16 protein-coding genes are annotated in these 14,611 nt (G+C 72.4%); 10 read left to right on the plus strand and 6 right to left on the minus strand.

Going from position 1 to position 14,611, the window contains the following annotated elements:
* Positions 1-27: 27 nt before the first annotated feature.
* Positions 28-462, minus strand: coding sequence for a DUF5997 family protein (locus WFH32_RS05035; protein WP_138823248.1), 435 nt, complete (start codon positions 460-462; stop codon positions 28-30).
* A gap of 59 nt (positions 463-521) precedes the next feature.
* Here WFH32_RS05035 and WFH32_RS05040 point away from each other — a divergent pair, with 59 nt between their 5' ends.
* The 3 genes from WFH32_RS05040 to WFH32_RS05050 are packed head-to-tail and all read left to right on the plus strand — an operon-like array spanning position 522 to position 2,549.
* Positions 522-1,463 (plus strand): LysR family substrate-binding domain-containing protein, encoded by a 942-nt coding sequence (locus WFH32_RS05040; RefSeq protein WP_191794233.1) that lies wholly within the window; start codon positions 522-524, stop codon positions 1,461-1,463.
* Positions 1,464-1,509: 46 nt separating this feature from the next.
* On the plus strand, positions 1,510-1,917 hold the full coding sequence (locus WFH32_RS05045) for an ArsR/SmtB family transcription factor (RefSeq protein ID WP_191794232.1): 408 nt from the start codon (positions 1,510-1,512) through the stop codon (positions 1,915-1,917).
* Positions 1,914-2,549, plus strand: a complete 636-nt coding sequence (locus WFH32_RS05050) for an SRPBCC family protein (RefSeq protein WP_336706387.1) — start codon at positions 1,914-1,916, stop codon at positions 2,547-2,549. The genes WFH32_RS05045 and WFH32_RS05050 overlap by 4 nt, the downstream gene beginning before the upstream one ends.
* A 68-nt stretch (positions 2,550-2,617) precedes the next feature.
* Here WFH32_RS05050 and WFH32_RS05055 read toward each other — a convergent pair whose 3' ends face one another.
* Positions 2,618-3,454: a type II CAAX endopeptidase family protein gene (locus WFH32_RS05055; RefSeq protein ID WP_318243923.1), complete on the minus strand. Its 837-nt coding sequence runs from the start codon at positions 3,452-3,454 to the stop codon at positions 2,618-2,620.
* A gap of 126 nt (positions 3,455-3,580) precedes the next feature.
* On the opposite strand from WFH32_RS05055, the gene WFH32_RS05060 reads away from it, so the two are divergent.
* Positions 3,581-4,354, plus strand: a complete 774-nt coding sequence (locus tag WFH32_RS05060; protein WP_336706388.1) for a phosphatase PAP2 family protein — start codon at positions 3,581-3,583, stop codon at positions 4,352-4,354.
* A gap of 332 nt (positions 4,355-4,686) precedes the next feature.
* Positions 4,687-5,577, plus strand: coding sequence for a glycoside hydrolase family 19 protein (locus WFH32_RS05065; RefSeq protein WP_318243922.1), 891 nt, complete (start codon positions 4,687-4,689; stop codon positions 5,575-5,577).
* A gap of 92 nt (positions 5,578-5,669) precedes the next feature.
* On the opposite strand, the gene msrA is transcribed toward WFH32_RS05065, so the two are convergent.
* The gene (msrA, locus tag WFH32_RS05070) at positions 5,670-6,332 is read right to left on the minus strand and encodes a peptide-methionine (S)-S-oxide reductase MsrA (protein WP_191794229.1); all 663 of its coding nucleotides are present in this window, start codon (positions 6,330-6,332) and stop codon (positions 5,670-5,672) included.
* Positions 6,333-6,505: 173 nt separating this feature from the next.
* On the opposite strand from msrA, the gene WFH32_RS05075 reads away from it, so the two are divergent.
* The 3 genes from WFH32_RS05075 to ilvA are packed head-to-tail and all read left to right on the plus strand — an operon-like array spanning position 6,506 to position 10,331.
* On the plus strand, positions 6,506-7,738 hold the full coding sequence (locus WFH32_RS05075) for a cystathionine gamma-synthase (protein WP_336706389.1): 1,233 nt from the start codon (positions 6,506-6,508) through the stop codon (positions 7,736-7,738).
* The gene (locus WFH32_RS05080) at positions 7,735-9,114 is read left to right on the plus strand and encodes an AI-2E family transporter (protein WP_318243921.1); all 1,380 of its coding nucleotides are present in this window, start codon (positions 7,735-7,737) and stop codon (positions 9,112-9,114) included. The genes WFH32_RS05075 and WFH32_RS05080 overlap by 4 nt, the downstream gene beginning before the upstream one ends.
* Positions 9,115-9,164: 50 nt before the next feature.
* A complete protein-coding gene (ilvA, locus tag WFH32_RS05085) occupies positions 9,165-10,331 on the plus strand; it encodes a threonine ammonia-lyase (protein ID WP_336706566.1) in 1,167 nt (388 codons plus the stop codon).
* Between the two features lie 134 nt (positions 10,332-10,465).
* On the opposite strand, the gene WFH32_RS05090 is transcribed toward ilvA, so the two are convergent.
* The 3 genes from WFH32_RS05090 to WFH32_RS05100 all read right to left on the minus strand — a co-directional run bounded on the left by WFH32_RS05090 (position 10,466) and on the right by WFH32_RS05100 (position 13,176).
* Entirely contained in the window at positions 10,466-11,371 is a 906-nt protein-coding gene (locus WFH32_RS05090; RefSeq protein WP_336706390.1) for an endonuclease domain-containing protein, read from the minus strand.
* A gap of 603 nt (positions 11,372-11,974) precedes the next feature.
* A complete protein-coding gene (gene greA / locus WFH32_RS05095) occupies positions 11,975-12,457 on the minus strand; it encodes a transcription elongation factor GreA (RefSeq protein ID WP_030150112.1) in 483 nt (160 codons plus the stop codon).
* A 227-nt stretch (positions 12,458-12,684) separates the two neighbouring features.
* Positions 12,685-13,176 carry a DUF4307 domain-containing protein gene (locus WFH32_RS05100; protein ID WP_191794226.1) on the minus strand — a complete coding sequence of 164 codons (492 nt, stop codon included), beginning with the start codon at positions 13,174-13,176 and terminating at the stop codon, positions 12,685-12,687.
* A 166-nt stretch (positions 13,177-13,342) separates the two neighbouring features.
* Here WFH32_RS05100 and mca point away from each other — a divergent pair, with 166 nt between their 5' ends.
* On the plus strand, positions 13,343-14,212 hold the full coding sequence (gene mca, locus WFH32_RS05105; protein ID WP_191794275.1) for a mycothiol conjugate amidase Mca: 870 nt from the start codon (positions 13,343-13,345) through the stop codon (positions 14,210-14,212).
* On the plus strand, positions 14,209-14,610 hold the full coding sequence (locus WFH32_RS05110; RefSeq protein WP_336706391.1) for a hypothetical protein: 402 nt from the start codon (positions 14,209-14,211) through the stop codon (positions 14,608-14,610). The genes mca and WFH32_RS05110 overlap by 4 nt, the downstream gene beginning before the upstream one ends.
* The last annotated feature ends 1 nt before the right edge of the window (position 14,611 follow it).

The raw sequence follows: 14,611 nt of genomic DNA on the forward strand, positions 1-14,611 counted from the left end.
TGGCGCCCCACCGGGCGCCACGCGATGTCACTCGGCCGACGACGCCTTCTGCTCGGCCTCGCGGTTGGCGCGGGCGACCTTCTTGGCCTTCTTGAGGTCGCGCGCTTTGATGCGCTCCTCCTCCGCCCGGACCTCGGCCTGGATCTCGCGCTCGCGCACGAGCCACGCGGGCGGGTCCTCGCGCAGCTCGTTGATCTGCTCGGTGGTCAGCGCTTCCTCGACGCCGCCGCGGGCGAGGCCCGCGATCGAGACGTTGAGGCGGCCGGCCACGACGGGGCGCGGGTGGGGGCCGTTGCGGCGCAGGTCGACGAGCCACTCGGGCGGGTTGGTCTCGAGCTCCTCGAGCCGGCCGCGCGTGATGGTCCCCTCCTGGAACTCCGGGGGAGTGGCGGGAAGGTACACCCCGAGCTTCTTCGCCGCGGTCGCGGGCTTCATGGTCTGGGAGGAGTGCGGGGTGCTCATGGTCCCAGGGTATCGGTCCCGGCCCGGGTTCCTTGTCCTGGGGCGGCTAGGGTTGTGGGGTGGAAGAGACTGCGCGCAGCGCCGAGCACGACGCCGACCGACCGGCCGAGGACGTCACCGACGCGCAGGCCCCCGGGTTCCGCCTCGCGTACGTCCCCGGCGTGACGCCCTCGAAGTGGGTGCGGACGTGGATCGACCGGGTCCCCGACGTGCGCCTGGAGGCGCTCGCCGTCCCGGCTTCGCAGGTGGAGGCCCTCCTGCACGACGGCGGAGCGGACGTCGCGATCCTGCGTCGCCCTGTGCGCAGCGAGGGACTGAGCCACATCGCGATGTACACCGAGGTGCCGGTCGTCGTGGTCCCGCGCGACCACGTGTTCGCGGCCCTCGAGAGTGACGAAGCGCTCACCACGGCGGACCTCGCGGACGAGGTCGTCCTGCATCCGCTCGACGACGTGCTCGGCTGGGCCACCTCTGCCGCTGCTTCGGGTGCTGACGACGAGGTGTCCCCTGTGCTGCCCGGCAAGCCGGCCCTGGAGCGCCCGGCGACGACGGCCGACGCGATCGAGCTCGTCGCGGCGGGGATCGGGCTGCTCGTCGTGCCGCAGTCCCTCGCGCGCCTGCACCACCGCAAGGACCTGACGTACCGGCCCCTCGACGGGGGGCCCGAGGCGCCCGTCGCGCTCGGCTGGGTGACCGAGGAGAAGTCCGACCTCGTCGAGGAGTTCATCGGGATCGTGCGCGGCCGTACGGCCAACAGCTCGCGCGGCGTCGCGGGCCCCACCCCGCCCACGCCGGAGGCGAGCAAGAAGACGGACGGGCGTTCGTCGTCGGGCGCCAAGAGCGGCGGGAAGGCCGGGCAGACCGCCAAGGGGGCGAGGACGGCGAGTGCGGCGCGCAGCGGCGCCAAGCAGGCGCCCAAGGGCGGCAAGAAGTCGGGCAAGTCCGTCGCGAAGCGGCTCGGGAAGTCGCAGTCGATGAAGGGTCGCAAGAAGGGGCGCTGAGTCCATCGCCCTTGACTTATATAAGTCACAGGTGAAAGATCGACGGATGGAAGCGTTCGACGTCCTCGGCGACCCCGTCCGGCGACGGATCCTCGAGCTGCTGTCCGGCGGCGAGACGTCCGCCGGCGACCTCGCAGCCGTGATCCGCGACGAGTTCGGGATCAGCCAGCCCGCGGTCTCCCAGCACCTCAAGGTGCTGCGCGACAACGGGTTCGCGACCGTCCAGGCAGCCGGCACCCGCAGGCTCTACGCCCTGGACCCCGGCGCGCTCGACGAGGTCGACACCTGGCTCGACGGCCTCCGGCAGCTCTGGGACCAGCGCCTCGACGCGCTCGGCACCGAGCTCGCGCGAGGGCGCCGCGCCCGCCGTCGGGCCGCGTCGCCCCCGGACGCCTCCCGCACCGCCCCGGCCGCGGACCCGCGACCGGACCCCGCGAAGGAGGCCACGAGATGACGTTCGACCTGAGCACCGAGATCGACAGGGCCCGCCGCACCGTCGGCGAGCGCGACGACGCCCGCGTCGTGCTGCTGAGCCGCACCTACGACGCCCCGGTCGAGGACGTGTGGGACGCGTGCACCGACGCCGAGCGCATCGCGCGGTGGTTCCTGCCCGTGACCGGCGAGCTGCGCCTGGGTGGGCGCTACCAGCTCCAGGGCAACGCGGGCGGCGAGGTGCGCGAGTGCGAACCGCCGCGCCGGTTCCTCGTGACCTGGGGCATGAGCGAGGAGGACCGGAGCACGGTCGAGCTCCGCCTCGCCCCTGCCGACGGCGGGGCCACCGAGCTCACGCTCGAGCACGTCGCGGTCGTGCCACCCGAGTTCTGGGACCAGTTCGGCCCCGGGGCCGTGGGCGTCGGCTGGGACCTCGCTCTCCTCGGTCTCGCCGCGCACGTCGCGGGCGTCGACCTGGGCGACCCGGCCACGCTCGAGACGAGCCCCGAGATGCGTGCGCTCCAGACCGCCAGCGCCCAGCTCTGGCGCGGCGCGCACGAGACGTCGGGCGCAGAACCGGCGGCGGCCGAGGCGGCCGCCGCCGCGACGACCGCGTTCTACGTCCCGCCGCTCGACGGGGATGCGACACCCTGACCCGCGCGACGTCGGGCGGGCTGGGGCTGCCCGCGTCGCGGGTGGGTGACGACCCCGCCGTGGGTGCCTCAGCGCCCGCCCGTGACGAACACGTCGAACAGCTCGGGATGGTGCGCGTGCACCAGGACCGCGAACACGATCGCGTCGAACAGCAGGTGCACGCACACCACGTACGTGAGCGACTTGGTGCGCGCGAAGATCCACCCCTGGACCAGCGCGAACGGGATCGTCAGGAGCGGCCCCCAGCTCCGGTAGCCGAGCTCCCACAGGAACGACACGAACACCGTCGCCTGCAGGAGGTTCGCAGGCCACAGCGCGAAGTGGCGGCGCAGCAGCGCGAACACGACGCACACGAAGAACAGCTCGTCCCAGATCCCCACGGCGTTGACGCCCACGAAGAGTCGCGCGATCTCCTGCGGTGTCTCGATCGCGGGCCAGTTCTGGTACGAGCCGGACCCGATGAAGTACGCCGGCAGGATCAGGTAGCCCGCGACGAGCACGACCAGCAGGTACACGATCTGGGTGCGGTTCCACCGTCTGCCCGTGCGGACCGGGAACCGGATCGCGTCGTCGCGGTAGACGTAGCGCGAGACGGCCCACGGGACCAGCACCGCCAGCGAGAGCACGACGGCGAACCGGGCGATCCCGGCATCGCTCAGGTCCGCCGCGAGCGGGATGGTGCTGATGATGCCCATGCCGAGCGCGATCAGCAGCAGGTCGCGCCCGAGCCGCCGGTCGACGAGGAGCCCCAGCAGGACGCCCGCGACGAGCGGCACGTACCCGAGCGGCCGGACGTGCACCGCGAACAGGAGCACCGCCGACCCGCAGACCAACGCCGCGGCGAGCAGGCGTGCGGCGGTGAGCAGGGCGGTGTCGGGCGTCGCGGCGGTGCGGGCGTCGGTCACGCGCCCCACGATGCCACGGGCACGGACGTGAAGGCGGGGTGTGGGCCGCGAGGGGGACGGCAGGAGGTGTCCGGGTCCGACCGCGGTCTGATGTTCATCGGCCGTTCACCTCCGTACCATTCCGGGGTGAAGTCCCCCAGATCGCCCCTGCTCCTGGCCCTGCTCTGGCTGCTCGCGGCCGCCGTGGTCGTGCCGTCGCTGCTGCTCCTGCGCGGGCCCAGCACCGAGCTCTACCTCGCCGTGACGGCCCGCACCGCGGACCTGCCCGGCGTCGAGCTGGTCGCCGAGGGCGGTGTGATCGCACTCGCCCTGCTGTGGCTGCTCGCCGCCTGGCAGGCACGCGGGGCCGGGCTCGGTGCGGTCGCGACGGCGCTCGTCGGAGGCGCCGGGGCCGTGGTCGCGTACGCGACGTCCGAGGTCGCCAAGACGATCGTCCAGCAGCCCCGCGGGTGCTGGGACCTCATCGAGATCGCGCACTGCCCCGCGGCGGGGGACTGGTCCTTCCCGAGCAACCACACGACCATCGCGTTCGCGCTCGCGACGTCCGTGGTGCTCACGGCGCTCGCCACGGGCCGCCCGCGGGACTCCCTCGGCACGACGACGGCGCTCCGGTTCCGGCGCGCACGTCGCCTCCCGCCCTACCGGGTCATGGTCGTCGCGCCCGCGGTCCTCGCGATCGTGACGGGCGCGGCGCGCCTGGTGCAGGGGGTCCACTTCCCGCACGACGTCGTCGCGGGCGCGACGGTCGGTGTGTGCGTCGTGGTGGCGCTCGTCCTGGCGCTGCGCGGGCCGGTCGCCGCGGTCCTGGCGACGTTGTGCCGCAACGAGGCCGTGGGCCGGCTGCTGCTCGCGCCGGAGGTGCGGGCCGGGGCCGATGACAGGACGCTGGTCCGGCGCTGAGAGTGACGCGACGACCTGCCGCGGGTGACTCCTTCAGTCGTCGACGGCGTCACCGTCGGTAGTCGCGCGCGTCACCCTCGGGGGTCGAGTCGGGCACCCTCGGCGGGCCCGCGTCCACTCGGAGTGCCTAGGCGCGCCCAGGCATGCCCAGGTATGCCCGCGGGGGAGGCGCAGCGCAATCAGGTGGTTTGTTCGAGTTGCTGACATTTGTGCGCATCGCTACCTTGTGACCGCGGCGCCAGCCGTTCACAAGGATTGTTCAACGATGAGCAAATGGGGGCTCGATGTTTGGCAAGAGAACTGTCACCGGCATGCGCCGAGGAGCCGCGATCGTGGCTGCCGGCCTCGTGAGCGCGGTCGTCGCGACCGCCGCCGCCGCGCCGGCGACCGCGGTCGATGCACCGGCCACGGCACCGCTCACGGTCGCCACCGCGGCGCCCGCGAACCCCTGCGCCGCGACGTGGAGCGAGACCACCGCGTACCAGGGCGGGGCCACGGTCTCGCACCACGGCCGCAACTTCACCGCGAAGTGGTGGACGCAGCGCGAGAACCCGGGGGCCACCACCGTCTGGGCGGACAAGGGGGCCTGCCAGGGTGGCGCGTCCGACTTCGTGATCAGCGAGGCCGAGTTCGACGCGATCTTCCCGAAGCGCAACGCGTTCTACACCTACCAGGGCCTCGTCGACGCCCTCGCGGCGTACCCGAGGTTCGCGAACACGGGGACCGAGACGACCCGGACCCAGGAGGCTGCGGCCTTCCTGACCCACGCCGACTTCGAGTCGGTCGGTCTGCGGTACGTCAAGGAGATCAACGAGGCGAACTACTGGATCAAGTGCGACTACTCGCAGCCGTTCGGCTGCCCGGCCGGGCAGAAGGCCTACTACGGCCGCGGCCCGATCATGTTCAGCTGGAACTTCAACTACAAGGCGGCCGGTGACGCGCTCGGCATCGACCTGCTCAACAACCCGTGGCTCGTCGAGCAGGACCCGTCGATCGCCTGGCAGACGGCCCTCTGGTACTGGAACACGCAGAACGGTCCGGGCGTCATGACGTCGCACGAGGCGATGATCGGCGGCGCCGGATTCGGTCAGACGATCAACTCGCTCAACGGGGCGCTCGAGTGCGACGGCGGCAACCCGGCCTCGGTCCAGAGCAGGGTCGACCGCTACCAGAAGATCACGGCGATCCTGGGCGTCGCGCCGGGCTCGGGCCTGACCTGCTGAGCAGCTGAGACGTGCCGAACCCGGGGTTCGTCAGGCAGCCGGGGCGGGCTGCCTGACGAACCTGGGGTTCTGCACCGACGCTCAGCCCGGCATCACGCCGCGTCGGGGAACGGGATCCCCGTCGTCGCGTGGCAGCGGTACCCGTTGGGGTTCTTGTCGAGGTACTGCTGGTGGTAGTCCTCGGCGTAGTAGAACGTGCGCCCCTCGGCCGGTGCGACCTCGGTGGTGATGGGGTCCAGGCCACGTGCGGTCAGGACCTTCTGGTACCGCTCCTCGGTCTCGCGGACCGCGGCCTCCTGCTCGGGCGTCGTCCAGTAGACCGCCGAGCGGTACTGGGTGCCGACGTCGTTGCCCTGTCGGTAGCCCTGGGTCGGGTCGTGGCGCTCCCAGAAGATCTTGAGCAGCTCCTCCTCGCTCACGACCGACGGGTCGTACGCGACGAGCGCGGTCTCGGTGTGCCCGGTCCGCGCGGTGCAGACCTCCTCGTACGTGGGGTTGGGGGTGGTGCCGCCCATGTAGCCGACGGCGGTCGAGATCACTCCCGGCACCTGCCAGAAGATCTCCTCGGCGCCCCAGAAACAGCCCATCGCGAGGTACAGCACGCGCGTGCCCTCGGGCCAGGGACCGGTGATCGGCGTCCCCAGCACGGTGTGCGGGCGGGCGGTGGGGAGCACGGGCTGGTCCCGCCCGGCGAGCGCCTTCTCGGGCGCGACCATCTGGGTCTTCATCGAGGACCCGAACAACGACTCGAACATCTTTACCTCCACCTGTAGCCGACACCTGGGCAACACCTCGTCGTCGTCGCCTGTTCCCCGGACGCCTCGGAACCGTCCCGTCCCGACGGTCCGCGCGAAATGTCCACATCCGCTCTGCGAGAACCGTCGTGTTCCGCAGGAACACGCGGCCCCCGGGCACGTAGGCTCACAGGATGAGCAGCGCGAGCACTCCCTCCCACCCCGACTGGTCGAGCACCGGCTTCGCGACCCGCGCCATCCACGCGGGACAGGACCCGGACGCGACGACGGGGGCCGTCGTGCCCCCGATCTACCAGGTCTCCACCTACAAGCAGGACGGCGTCGGCGGTCTGCGCGGGGGGTACGAGTACTCCCGGTCCGCGAACCCCACCCGCACGGCGCTCGAGGAGGCGCTCGGCGCCGTCGAGACGCCTGCCGGGGCCGCGCAGGCGCGCGGGTTCGCGTTCTCCTCGGGCCTCGCGGCGGAGGACACGCTGCTGCGCGCGACGCTGCGCCCGGGCGACCACGTCCTGGTGCCCGACGACGCGTACGGAGGCACGTACCGCCTGGTGGCGCGGGCGTTCGGGCCATGGGGCATCGAGCACACGGCCGTGGACCTGACGGACCTGGACGCCGTGCGGGCAGCGGTCCAGCCGGGCCGCACGAGGGTCCTGTGGGTCGAGACCCCGACCAACCCGCTGCTGGGCGTGAGCGACATCGCCGCCCTCGCGCGGATCGCGCACGAGCACGGCGCGACCCTCGTGGTCGACAACACGTTCGCGACGCCCTACCTGCAGCAGCCGATCGGCCTGGGCGCCGACGTCGTCGTGCACTCGACGACCAAGTACATCGGCGGGCACAGCGACGTCGTCGGGGGAGCGCTCGTCGTGGCCGACGGCGCGGAGCTCCCGGGCGACCTCGTCTCGCCCGCGGGGACGCGCGGCCTGGCTGACGCGGTCGGCTTCCACCAGAACTCCTCGGGTGCGGTCGCGGGGCCGTTCGACGCGTGGCTCACGCTGCGCGGTCTCAAGACGCTCGCGGTGCGCATGGACCGGCACTCGGCCAACGCGGCCGCGGTCGCGGAGTTCCTCGCGTCGCACCCCGCGGTGACCGAGGTCGTCTACCCGGGCCTCGCGTCGCACCCCGGTCACGAGCTCGCGAAGCGCCAGATGCGCGGCTTCGGCGGCATGGTGTCCTTCCGCGCGGGGAGCGAGGAGAAGGCGCTCGCGGTCTGCGCGCGCACCCAGGTGTTCACGCTCGCCGAGTCGCTCGGCGGGGTCGAGTCGTTGATCGAGCACCCGGGGCGCATGACGCACGCGTCGGTCGCGGGTTCTGCGCTCGAGGTCCCGGACGACCTCGTGCGACTGTCGGTCGGCATCGAGGACGCGGCGGACCTGATCGCGGACCTCACGCGGGCTCTCGCGTGAGCGCGGCACCGCGCAAGGGCCGCGCCCAGAAGGCACAGGGCCCGACGACGGCGCCCGCCTCGGCAGGAACGGTCGCCACCGCAGTGGTCCCCACGTCCGCGGCGACCACGAAGGTACGAGCCGGCAGGCCGCACGGTGCCGACGCCGTCCCGCCCTCGATCCAGACCGCCGCGGCCTGGTCGTGGCGCCTGCTCCTGATCGGCGCGCTCGTCACGGCGAGCCTGTACGTCACGGCGCTGTTCAAGGTCATCGTGGTCCCGGTCGCGATCGCGCTGCTCCTCACGGTGCTGCTGACACCGGTTCGACGCTTCCTCGAGAAGCGGCTGCGGTTCTCCCGCGGCCTGGCCTCCATCTCGGCGCTGCTGGGGCTTCTCCTGGTCGTGGGCGGGCTCATCACGGTGGCGGGCAGCACGATCGTGAGCGGGATCTCGGAGCTCCGGGAGAAGGCGATCGACGGCTTCAACGAGTTCATGGACTGGCTGCAGGCCGGTCCGTTCGGGATCGGCGTCGAGCAGGTCGACGGCTACCTCAAGGAGCTCGAGAAGTTCATCAGCTCGAGCCAGGACAGCATCGTGTCCGGGGCGCTGGGCGCGGCGACGACCGTGGGCCACGTGGCCGCGGGCGCCGTGATCGCGCTGTTCTGCACGTTCTTCTTCCTGCTCGACGGCCGGACCATCTGGTCCTGGTGCGTGGGCCTGTTCCCGGCGCGGTCGCGCGACACGATCCACCAGGCGGGGCGTCGCGGCATCGTCACGCTGTCCGCCTACACGCGCACCCAGATCCTCGTGGCGCTCGTCGACGCGGTCGGTATCGGTGTCGGTGCCGCGTTCTTCGTGCCGTCGCTCGCGCTGCCCCTCGGCATCCTGGTGTTCGTGGGGTCGTTCATCCCGATCGTGGGTGCCGTCGTCACGGGCGCGGTCGCGGTGCTCGTCGTGCTGGTCGCGAACGGGTGGGTCGCGGCGCTCATCATGCTGGGCATCGTGCTCGCGGTCCAGCAGATCGAGAGCCACGCGCTCCAGCCGTTCCTCATGGGGCACGCGGTCTCGCTGCACCCCGTCGCGGTGCTGCTCGTGGTCGCGGCCGGCGGGTTCGCTGCCGGCATCGTGGGGGCCCTGTTCGCGGTGCCGCTCGCCGCACTGATCAACACCGTGGTGCTCTACTTCAACGGGCACGACAAGTTCCCCGACCTCGGCACCGACGACACCCTCGTGATACGCGGCAAGCCCGCGCTCCCGGTCATGGTCCGGCGTGCCGAGGAAGACCTCGCCGACGACGAGAAGGTGCCCGCCTCGGCGCGCACCGCCGGGCGCAGGGCGTCGCGCCGAGCGGGAGCGCCGTCGTCGGGCGCCGGGGCGAGCGCGGGCGAGGACGCGTGACCCTCGCTCAGCCCGGCGTGACGCTCGACAGCATCCGCGACGCCGCCCGCATGCTCGACGGCGTCGCCTACCGGACCCCCGTCCAGACGAGCCGCGCGCTCAGCCAGGTCACGGGCGTGCCCGTGGCGCTCAAGTGCGAGAACCTCCAGCGCGCCGGGTCGTTCAAGATCCGCGGCGCGTACATCCGCATGGCCCGGCTCTCGGCCGAGGAGAAGGCGCGCGGCGTCGTCGCGGCGAGCGCCGGGAACCACGCCCAGGGCGTCGCGTTCGCGGCGGGGCTGCTCGGTATCCAGGCCGTCGTCTACATGCCGGTCGACGCCGCGCTGCCCAAGGTCGCCGCGACCCGGGAGTACGGGGCCGAGGTGCGCCTGGTCGGCGTCGACGTCGACGAGACGCTCGCGGCTGCGAAGGCCGAGGCCGAGCGCACGGGCGCGGTGTTCATCCACCCGTTCGACCACCCTGACGTCGTCGCGGGCCAGGGCACGATCGCGCTCGAGATCCTCGAGCAGGTCCCCGACGTCCGCACGGTCGTCATGCCGCTCGGCGGCGGCGGCCTGGTCGCGGGGGTCGCGGCGGCCATGGCCGAGGTCGCACCGCACGTCAAGGTCGTCGGGGTCCAGGCCGCGCGGGCGGCGGCGTACCCGGGCTCGCTCGCCGCAGGCGTCCCGACGACGTCGCTCGCCCGCTCGACCATGGCCGACGGCATCGCGGTGGGCACCCCGGGCCCAGTGCCGTTCTCGATCGTGTCCGAGCTGGGCGCCGAGGTGCGGACGGTGACCGAGGACGAGCTGTCGCGCGCGCTCCTGATGATCACCGAGCGGGCCAAGCTCGTCGTCGAGCCGGCGGGGGCCGCCGGGGTCGCGGCCTTGCTCGCCGACCCGACCGGGTGGGAAGGCCCGGTCGTGGTGATCCTGTCCGGGGGGAACATCGACCCCCTGGTGCTGCTGCGCGTGCTGCGGCACGGGCTCGCGGCTGCGGGCCGGTACATGCAGATGCAGGTCCTGCTCGACGACCGGCCCGGGGCGCTCGCGCAGATGCTCGACGTCATCGCGGGGGTCGGCGGCTCGATCATGCACATCGACCACGACCGCACGGACGTGCACCTCGCGATCGGCGAGGCGTGGGTGCGCATGCAGGTCGAGACCAAGGGGCAGGAGCACTGCGAGGCGCTCGTCGCGCAGCTACGGGGCGCGGGGTACCGGGTCCTGACGGGCTGAGGCTCGTCCGCCGTCTCGACGAGCGGAGTCGGACGCGAGATGCTGCCCGTTGTCGCTTCCGGGGTGCGTGGGACGACAACTTGCAGCATCTCGGTAGGTGAACGGGGCGGACGGAGGGGCCCCTCCGGTCGGCGTCATGCGACCTCGACGATGCGGGGCCGGACTACGACGTCCGGTGCGTCTGCGAGGTTGCCCGGGTCCACCCCACGGTCGGCAAAGGCCTGCATGACCCGTCCCGTCGTGGCGGGCCAGCGGCGCAGGACGTCGTCCGCGTACAGCACGAGGACCCGCCAACCCAGGCGCTCCAGCTCCTCTCGGCGCGCGACGTCGTCGAGCATCTGTTGCCTGTCCGTGAGGTGGTGGATCCCGTCGTACTCGATCGCGATGCGTAGCCCGGGCCAGCACAGGTCGGGGCGTGCGACCCAGCGGTCCCGGTCGTACACGTCGGCTCCGACGACAGGGCACGGGAACCCGGACGCAACCAGCAGGAGCCGGAGCCGGGTCTCCATGGGCGAGTCGACGAACGCCCGGGTGGCGGCCAACGCTCTCCGGAGCGCACGAGCCCCGCGTCGGGAGCCGTGCCAGGCCAGGGCGCTGGCGAGCTCCTCCCGGGGAACCGCGGGCCAGCGTCTGCCGACGATCGCGTCGGTGACGCAGACGAGATCCATGAACGACAGCTCGTGCGTGGACGAGAGCGACGGCATCGTGGCGCGACGAGCGTCGACCCGCCCCTGGTCGGGACCGGTCAGCGCGGCGGGTCGGACGAGGCCGGCGAGGTCGAGCCACGTCCGGGCGAGGGTCGTGACGGGGCGCCCATGGTGACGGGTGACGTGGTTGGTCCGGGGGCGGACGTGTCCCGTGATCCCCGCGGCCTCGCTCGGGAACTTCCCGGGGCTCCGGGAGACGTGCAGGGTCGCGGTGCGGTCGATTCCGGACGGGAGCGGAAGACCCCACAGGGCCGCGGCCGTCGTGTGCGACCAGGCATCACCGTCGGAGAACGTGAGCTCGACGGCTTCGCAGAGCGCTCCGAGGTCGTGCATCCGGGACCTGTCCATCCGGATCCCGGGCAACGGCGAGTGGAGCTTCGTGGACCGTACCTGCCGTCGGGTGCATCCGGCCGCGATCGCGTCGGTGACGAGGAACGGTGCGGGTGGGAGGGGGATCACGAGATGCTGCCCGTTGTCGCCCCGAGAGGTGGGCACCCGACAACCGCGAGCATCTCGGGTGCGGGTGCGGGTGCGGGTGCGGGTGCGGGTGCGGGTGCGGGTGCGGGTGACCGCTGGGACAGGGGAGGGCTCGGGGAGTCGTCCGTCATGGCGTGATCCTGCCTGAGAGCGACCGGGTGCGTGGCGGGTCTGGGGCGGCCTGTGGACAGACGCCGACGTCGTGTGAGCCGCGCCCTTCCGCCCCGGCGGCGAGATGCTGCTCGTTGTCGCACCACGCGCGGGGGACCCGACAACCGGCAGCATCTCGCCGACCGTCGCGAGCGGGCTGAAGAGTCCAGGCTGGCCCGGCCGGCAGCCTGCGCAGGCACCCGGACGCACGCAGGCCCGGGAACCCTGAGGTTCCCGGGCCTGCGTGGTCGCGATGCGCGTGCCCTGGGGCGGCCACCGTCGGTGGTGGCTCGGCGCGTCAGCGGTGGGTCACGCCTCGAACGGCTTGGCCGCGAGGATCTCCACCTGGATCTGGTTCCCGTTGGGGGCGGCGTACGAGACCTTGTCGCCGATCGAGGTGCCGTTGATGGCCTCGCCGAGCGGGGACGTCGGGGAGTAGACGCGGATGTCCGTGCCGCCGGCGATCTCGCGCGAGCCGAGCAGGAACGCCATCTCCTCGCCGGCCACGAGGGCCGTGACGACCATGCCGGGCTCGACCTTGCCGTCGTCCGGCGGCGTGCCGATCTGCACGTTGCGGAGCTTCGCGGTCAGCTCGCGGATGCGCGCCTCGTTCTTGGCCTGCTCCTCGCGGGCGGCGTGGTAGCCGCCGTTCTCCTTGAGGTCACCCTCGTCGCGGGCAGCAGCGATGCGCTCGGCGATGTCGGTGCGGCCGGCACCGGACAGGTGAGCCAACTCGGCCTGAAGCCTGTCGTGTGCCTCCTGGGTCAGCCAGGTGACGCTGGTCTCGGTCACGGTTCGCTCCTTCCTTTCCTTGCGTTCCTGCGGTCGACGTCGGTGGACGCGACCGCACAGGGTGAGGCAGTGGGTGCGGGTGAGAGCGACTCCGCTGCCTGCCCGGGGTGGTGACGTCGGCCGGTCGCCGACGCCGCGTGGCGGGTTTCGCTGGACCTGATGCTTCTGGGGCAGCGTGAATCCCTCAGGATACCAAATGTCCGCTGCATCACACCGCCGTTCCCCCGTCAGGGCAGTGCGCGGCAGCTCTCGACGATGCCGGTCGTGGCGAGCTCGGACGTCGCGACGCTCACGGTGTAGCGCCCCTCGAGCTGGTCGCTCGGTCCGACGACGACGTCGACCGTCCCGACCTGCGCGTAGCTCTCCGCGAGGGCGTCGATCGTGCACTCGGCCTGGGTGCCGGGCTTCATCGAGACCTGGAACGTCACGTCGATCTGCTCGGAGCTGATGACCTTGAACCCGAAGTCGTCGTAGCGCACCGGGGTCGAGGCCTGCCCGAGCCCGATCCAGATCGTGATCCCGACGCCGACGACCGCGGCGGCGACGATGCCCGCGATCGTGAGGCGGCGGCGGGCGGGCGTCGACGGGGGTCCGTAGCGCCCTGCGGGCGGCTGCGGTCCCGGGGTCCGCGGCGCGAGCCCGATCGGGTTCTCGTGCTCGTCGAGCGCGTCGGGGCCGACCTGCGGGGTTGTTCCCGACGGGGGAGTGCTGTTCGTCATGGTGAATCGAGGTCCAGGGGTTGGGTGGACTACCTGCTCATGAGACATCATTGTCTCTGAACTTCTTCGCCCCGGAGTACCCCCTGGAGGACCTGTGACCGAATCGACGGCGCGCCCGCGGACTGCAACGGCGCCCGGGACGGTCGACGGCGCACCGTTGCGCCTCATGGCCGTCCATGCGCACCCTGACGACGAGTCGAGCAAGGGCGCCGCGACGTCGGCCCGCTACGCCGCGGAGGGCGTCGAGGTGCTCGTCGTGAGCTGCACGGGCGGTGAGCGCGGCGACGTGCTCAACCCGAGCTTCGGTGAGGTCCCCTCGACCCCCGAGGGCATGGCCGAGCTGCGCCGCGCGGAGATGGCGGCGGCGGCCAGGGCGCTCGGTGTGAGCCATCGCTGGCTGGGGTTCGTCGACTCGGGGCTGCCCGAGGGCGACCCGCTGCCTCCGCTGCCGGAGGGCTGCTTCGCGCTCGTCCCGCTCGAGGAGGCGGCGGCGCCGCTCGTCGAGCTGGTGCGTGAGTTCCGCCCGCACGTCATCACGACGTACGACCCGAGCGGGGGCTACCCGCACCCGGACCACATCATGTGCCACAGGGTCGCGTTCGAGGCGTTCCACGCCGCGGGCGACCCGGAGCGCTACCAGGTCGAGGGCGGCGCGCCCGTGTGGGAGCCGCTCAAGCTGTACTACAACCACGACTTCTCGATGAACCGCATCCGCACGATCCACGAGGCCGTCGTGGACGCCGGTCTCGAGTCGCCGTTCAGCGACTGGGTCGAGTCGCGGGCGGCGCGCGAGATCCCCGAGCGCGAGGTCACGACGCGCGTCGAGGTCGCCCCGTACTTCCCGCAGCGCGACGCGGCGCTCATCGCGCACGCGACGCAGATCGACCCGGACGGCTTCTTCTTCGCGATTCCGCGCGACCTCGAGGTCGCGGTGTGGCCGATCGAGGAGTTCGAGCTCGCCGAGTCGCGCGTCCCGACCACGCTTCCGGAGGACGACCTGTTCGCCGGTATCCGCACCGAGGAAGGCCACGCATGAGCCCGACGCCGCAGCTCGCGGTCGACCTGTCGTCCCACCTCGCGGGAGGGCCCGGTTGGGCCGTCGGCGTGACGGCCGAGACCACGCCGTCCCCCGCCCCGACGGGCGGTGAGCTGCGCCCGGGCCTCGAGCCGACCGACGTGTCTCCCGGCCTGCCGGGGTTCCTCACGATCTTCGCGGTCGCGCTCGCGTGCGTCGCGCTGTTCCTGTCGATGAACAAGCAGCTCCGCAAGGTCCGGCACGACGAGCGGTCGGTCCGTTCCGGCAACGGCGGCGGGTCTGGTGCGTCTTCGGACGGCGGTTCCTCGGGCGGCGGCTCGCGCTCGAACGACGGTCCGAGCGACAGCTCGAGCGACTCGGGCAGCTCGGGCGGCGACTCCGGTGGCGGCGGCGACTGAC

The organism is Oerskovia sp. USHLN155, from assembly GCF_037145535.1.
In the GTDB taxonomy this organism is placed as follows: domain Bacteria; phylum Actinomycetota; class Actinomycetes; order Actinomycetales; family Cellulomonadaceae; genus Oerskovia; species Oerskovia rustica.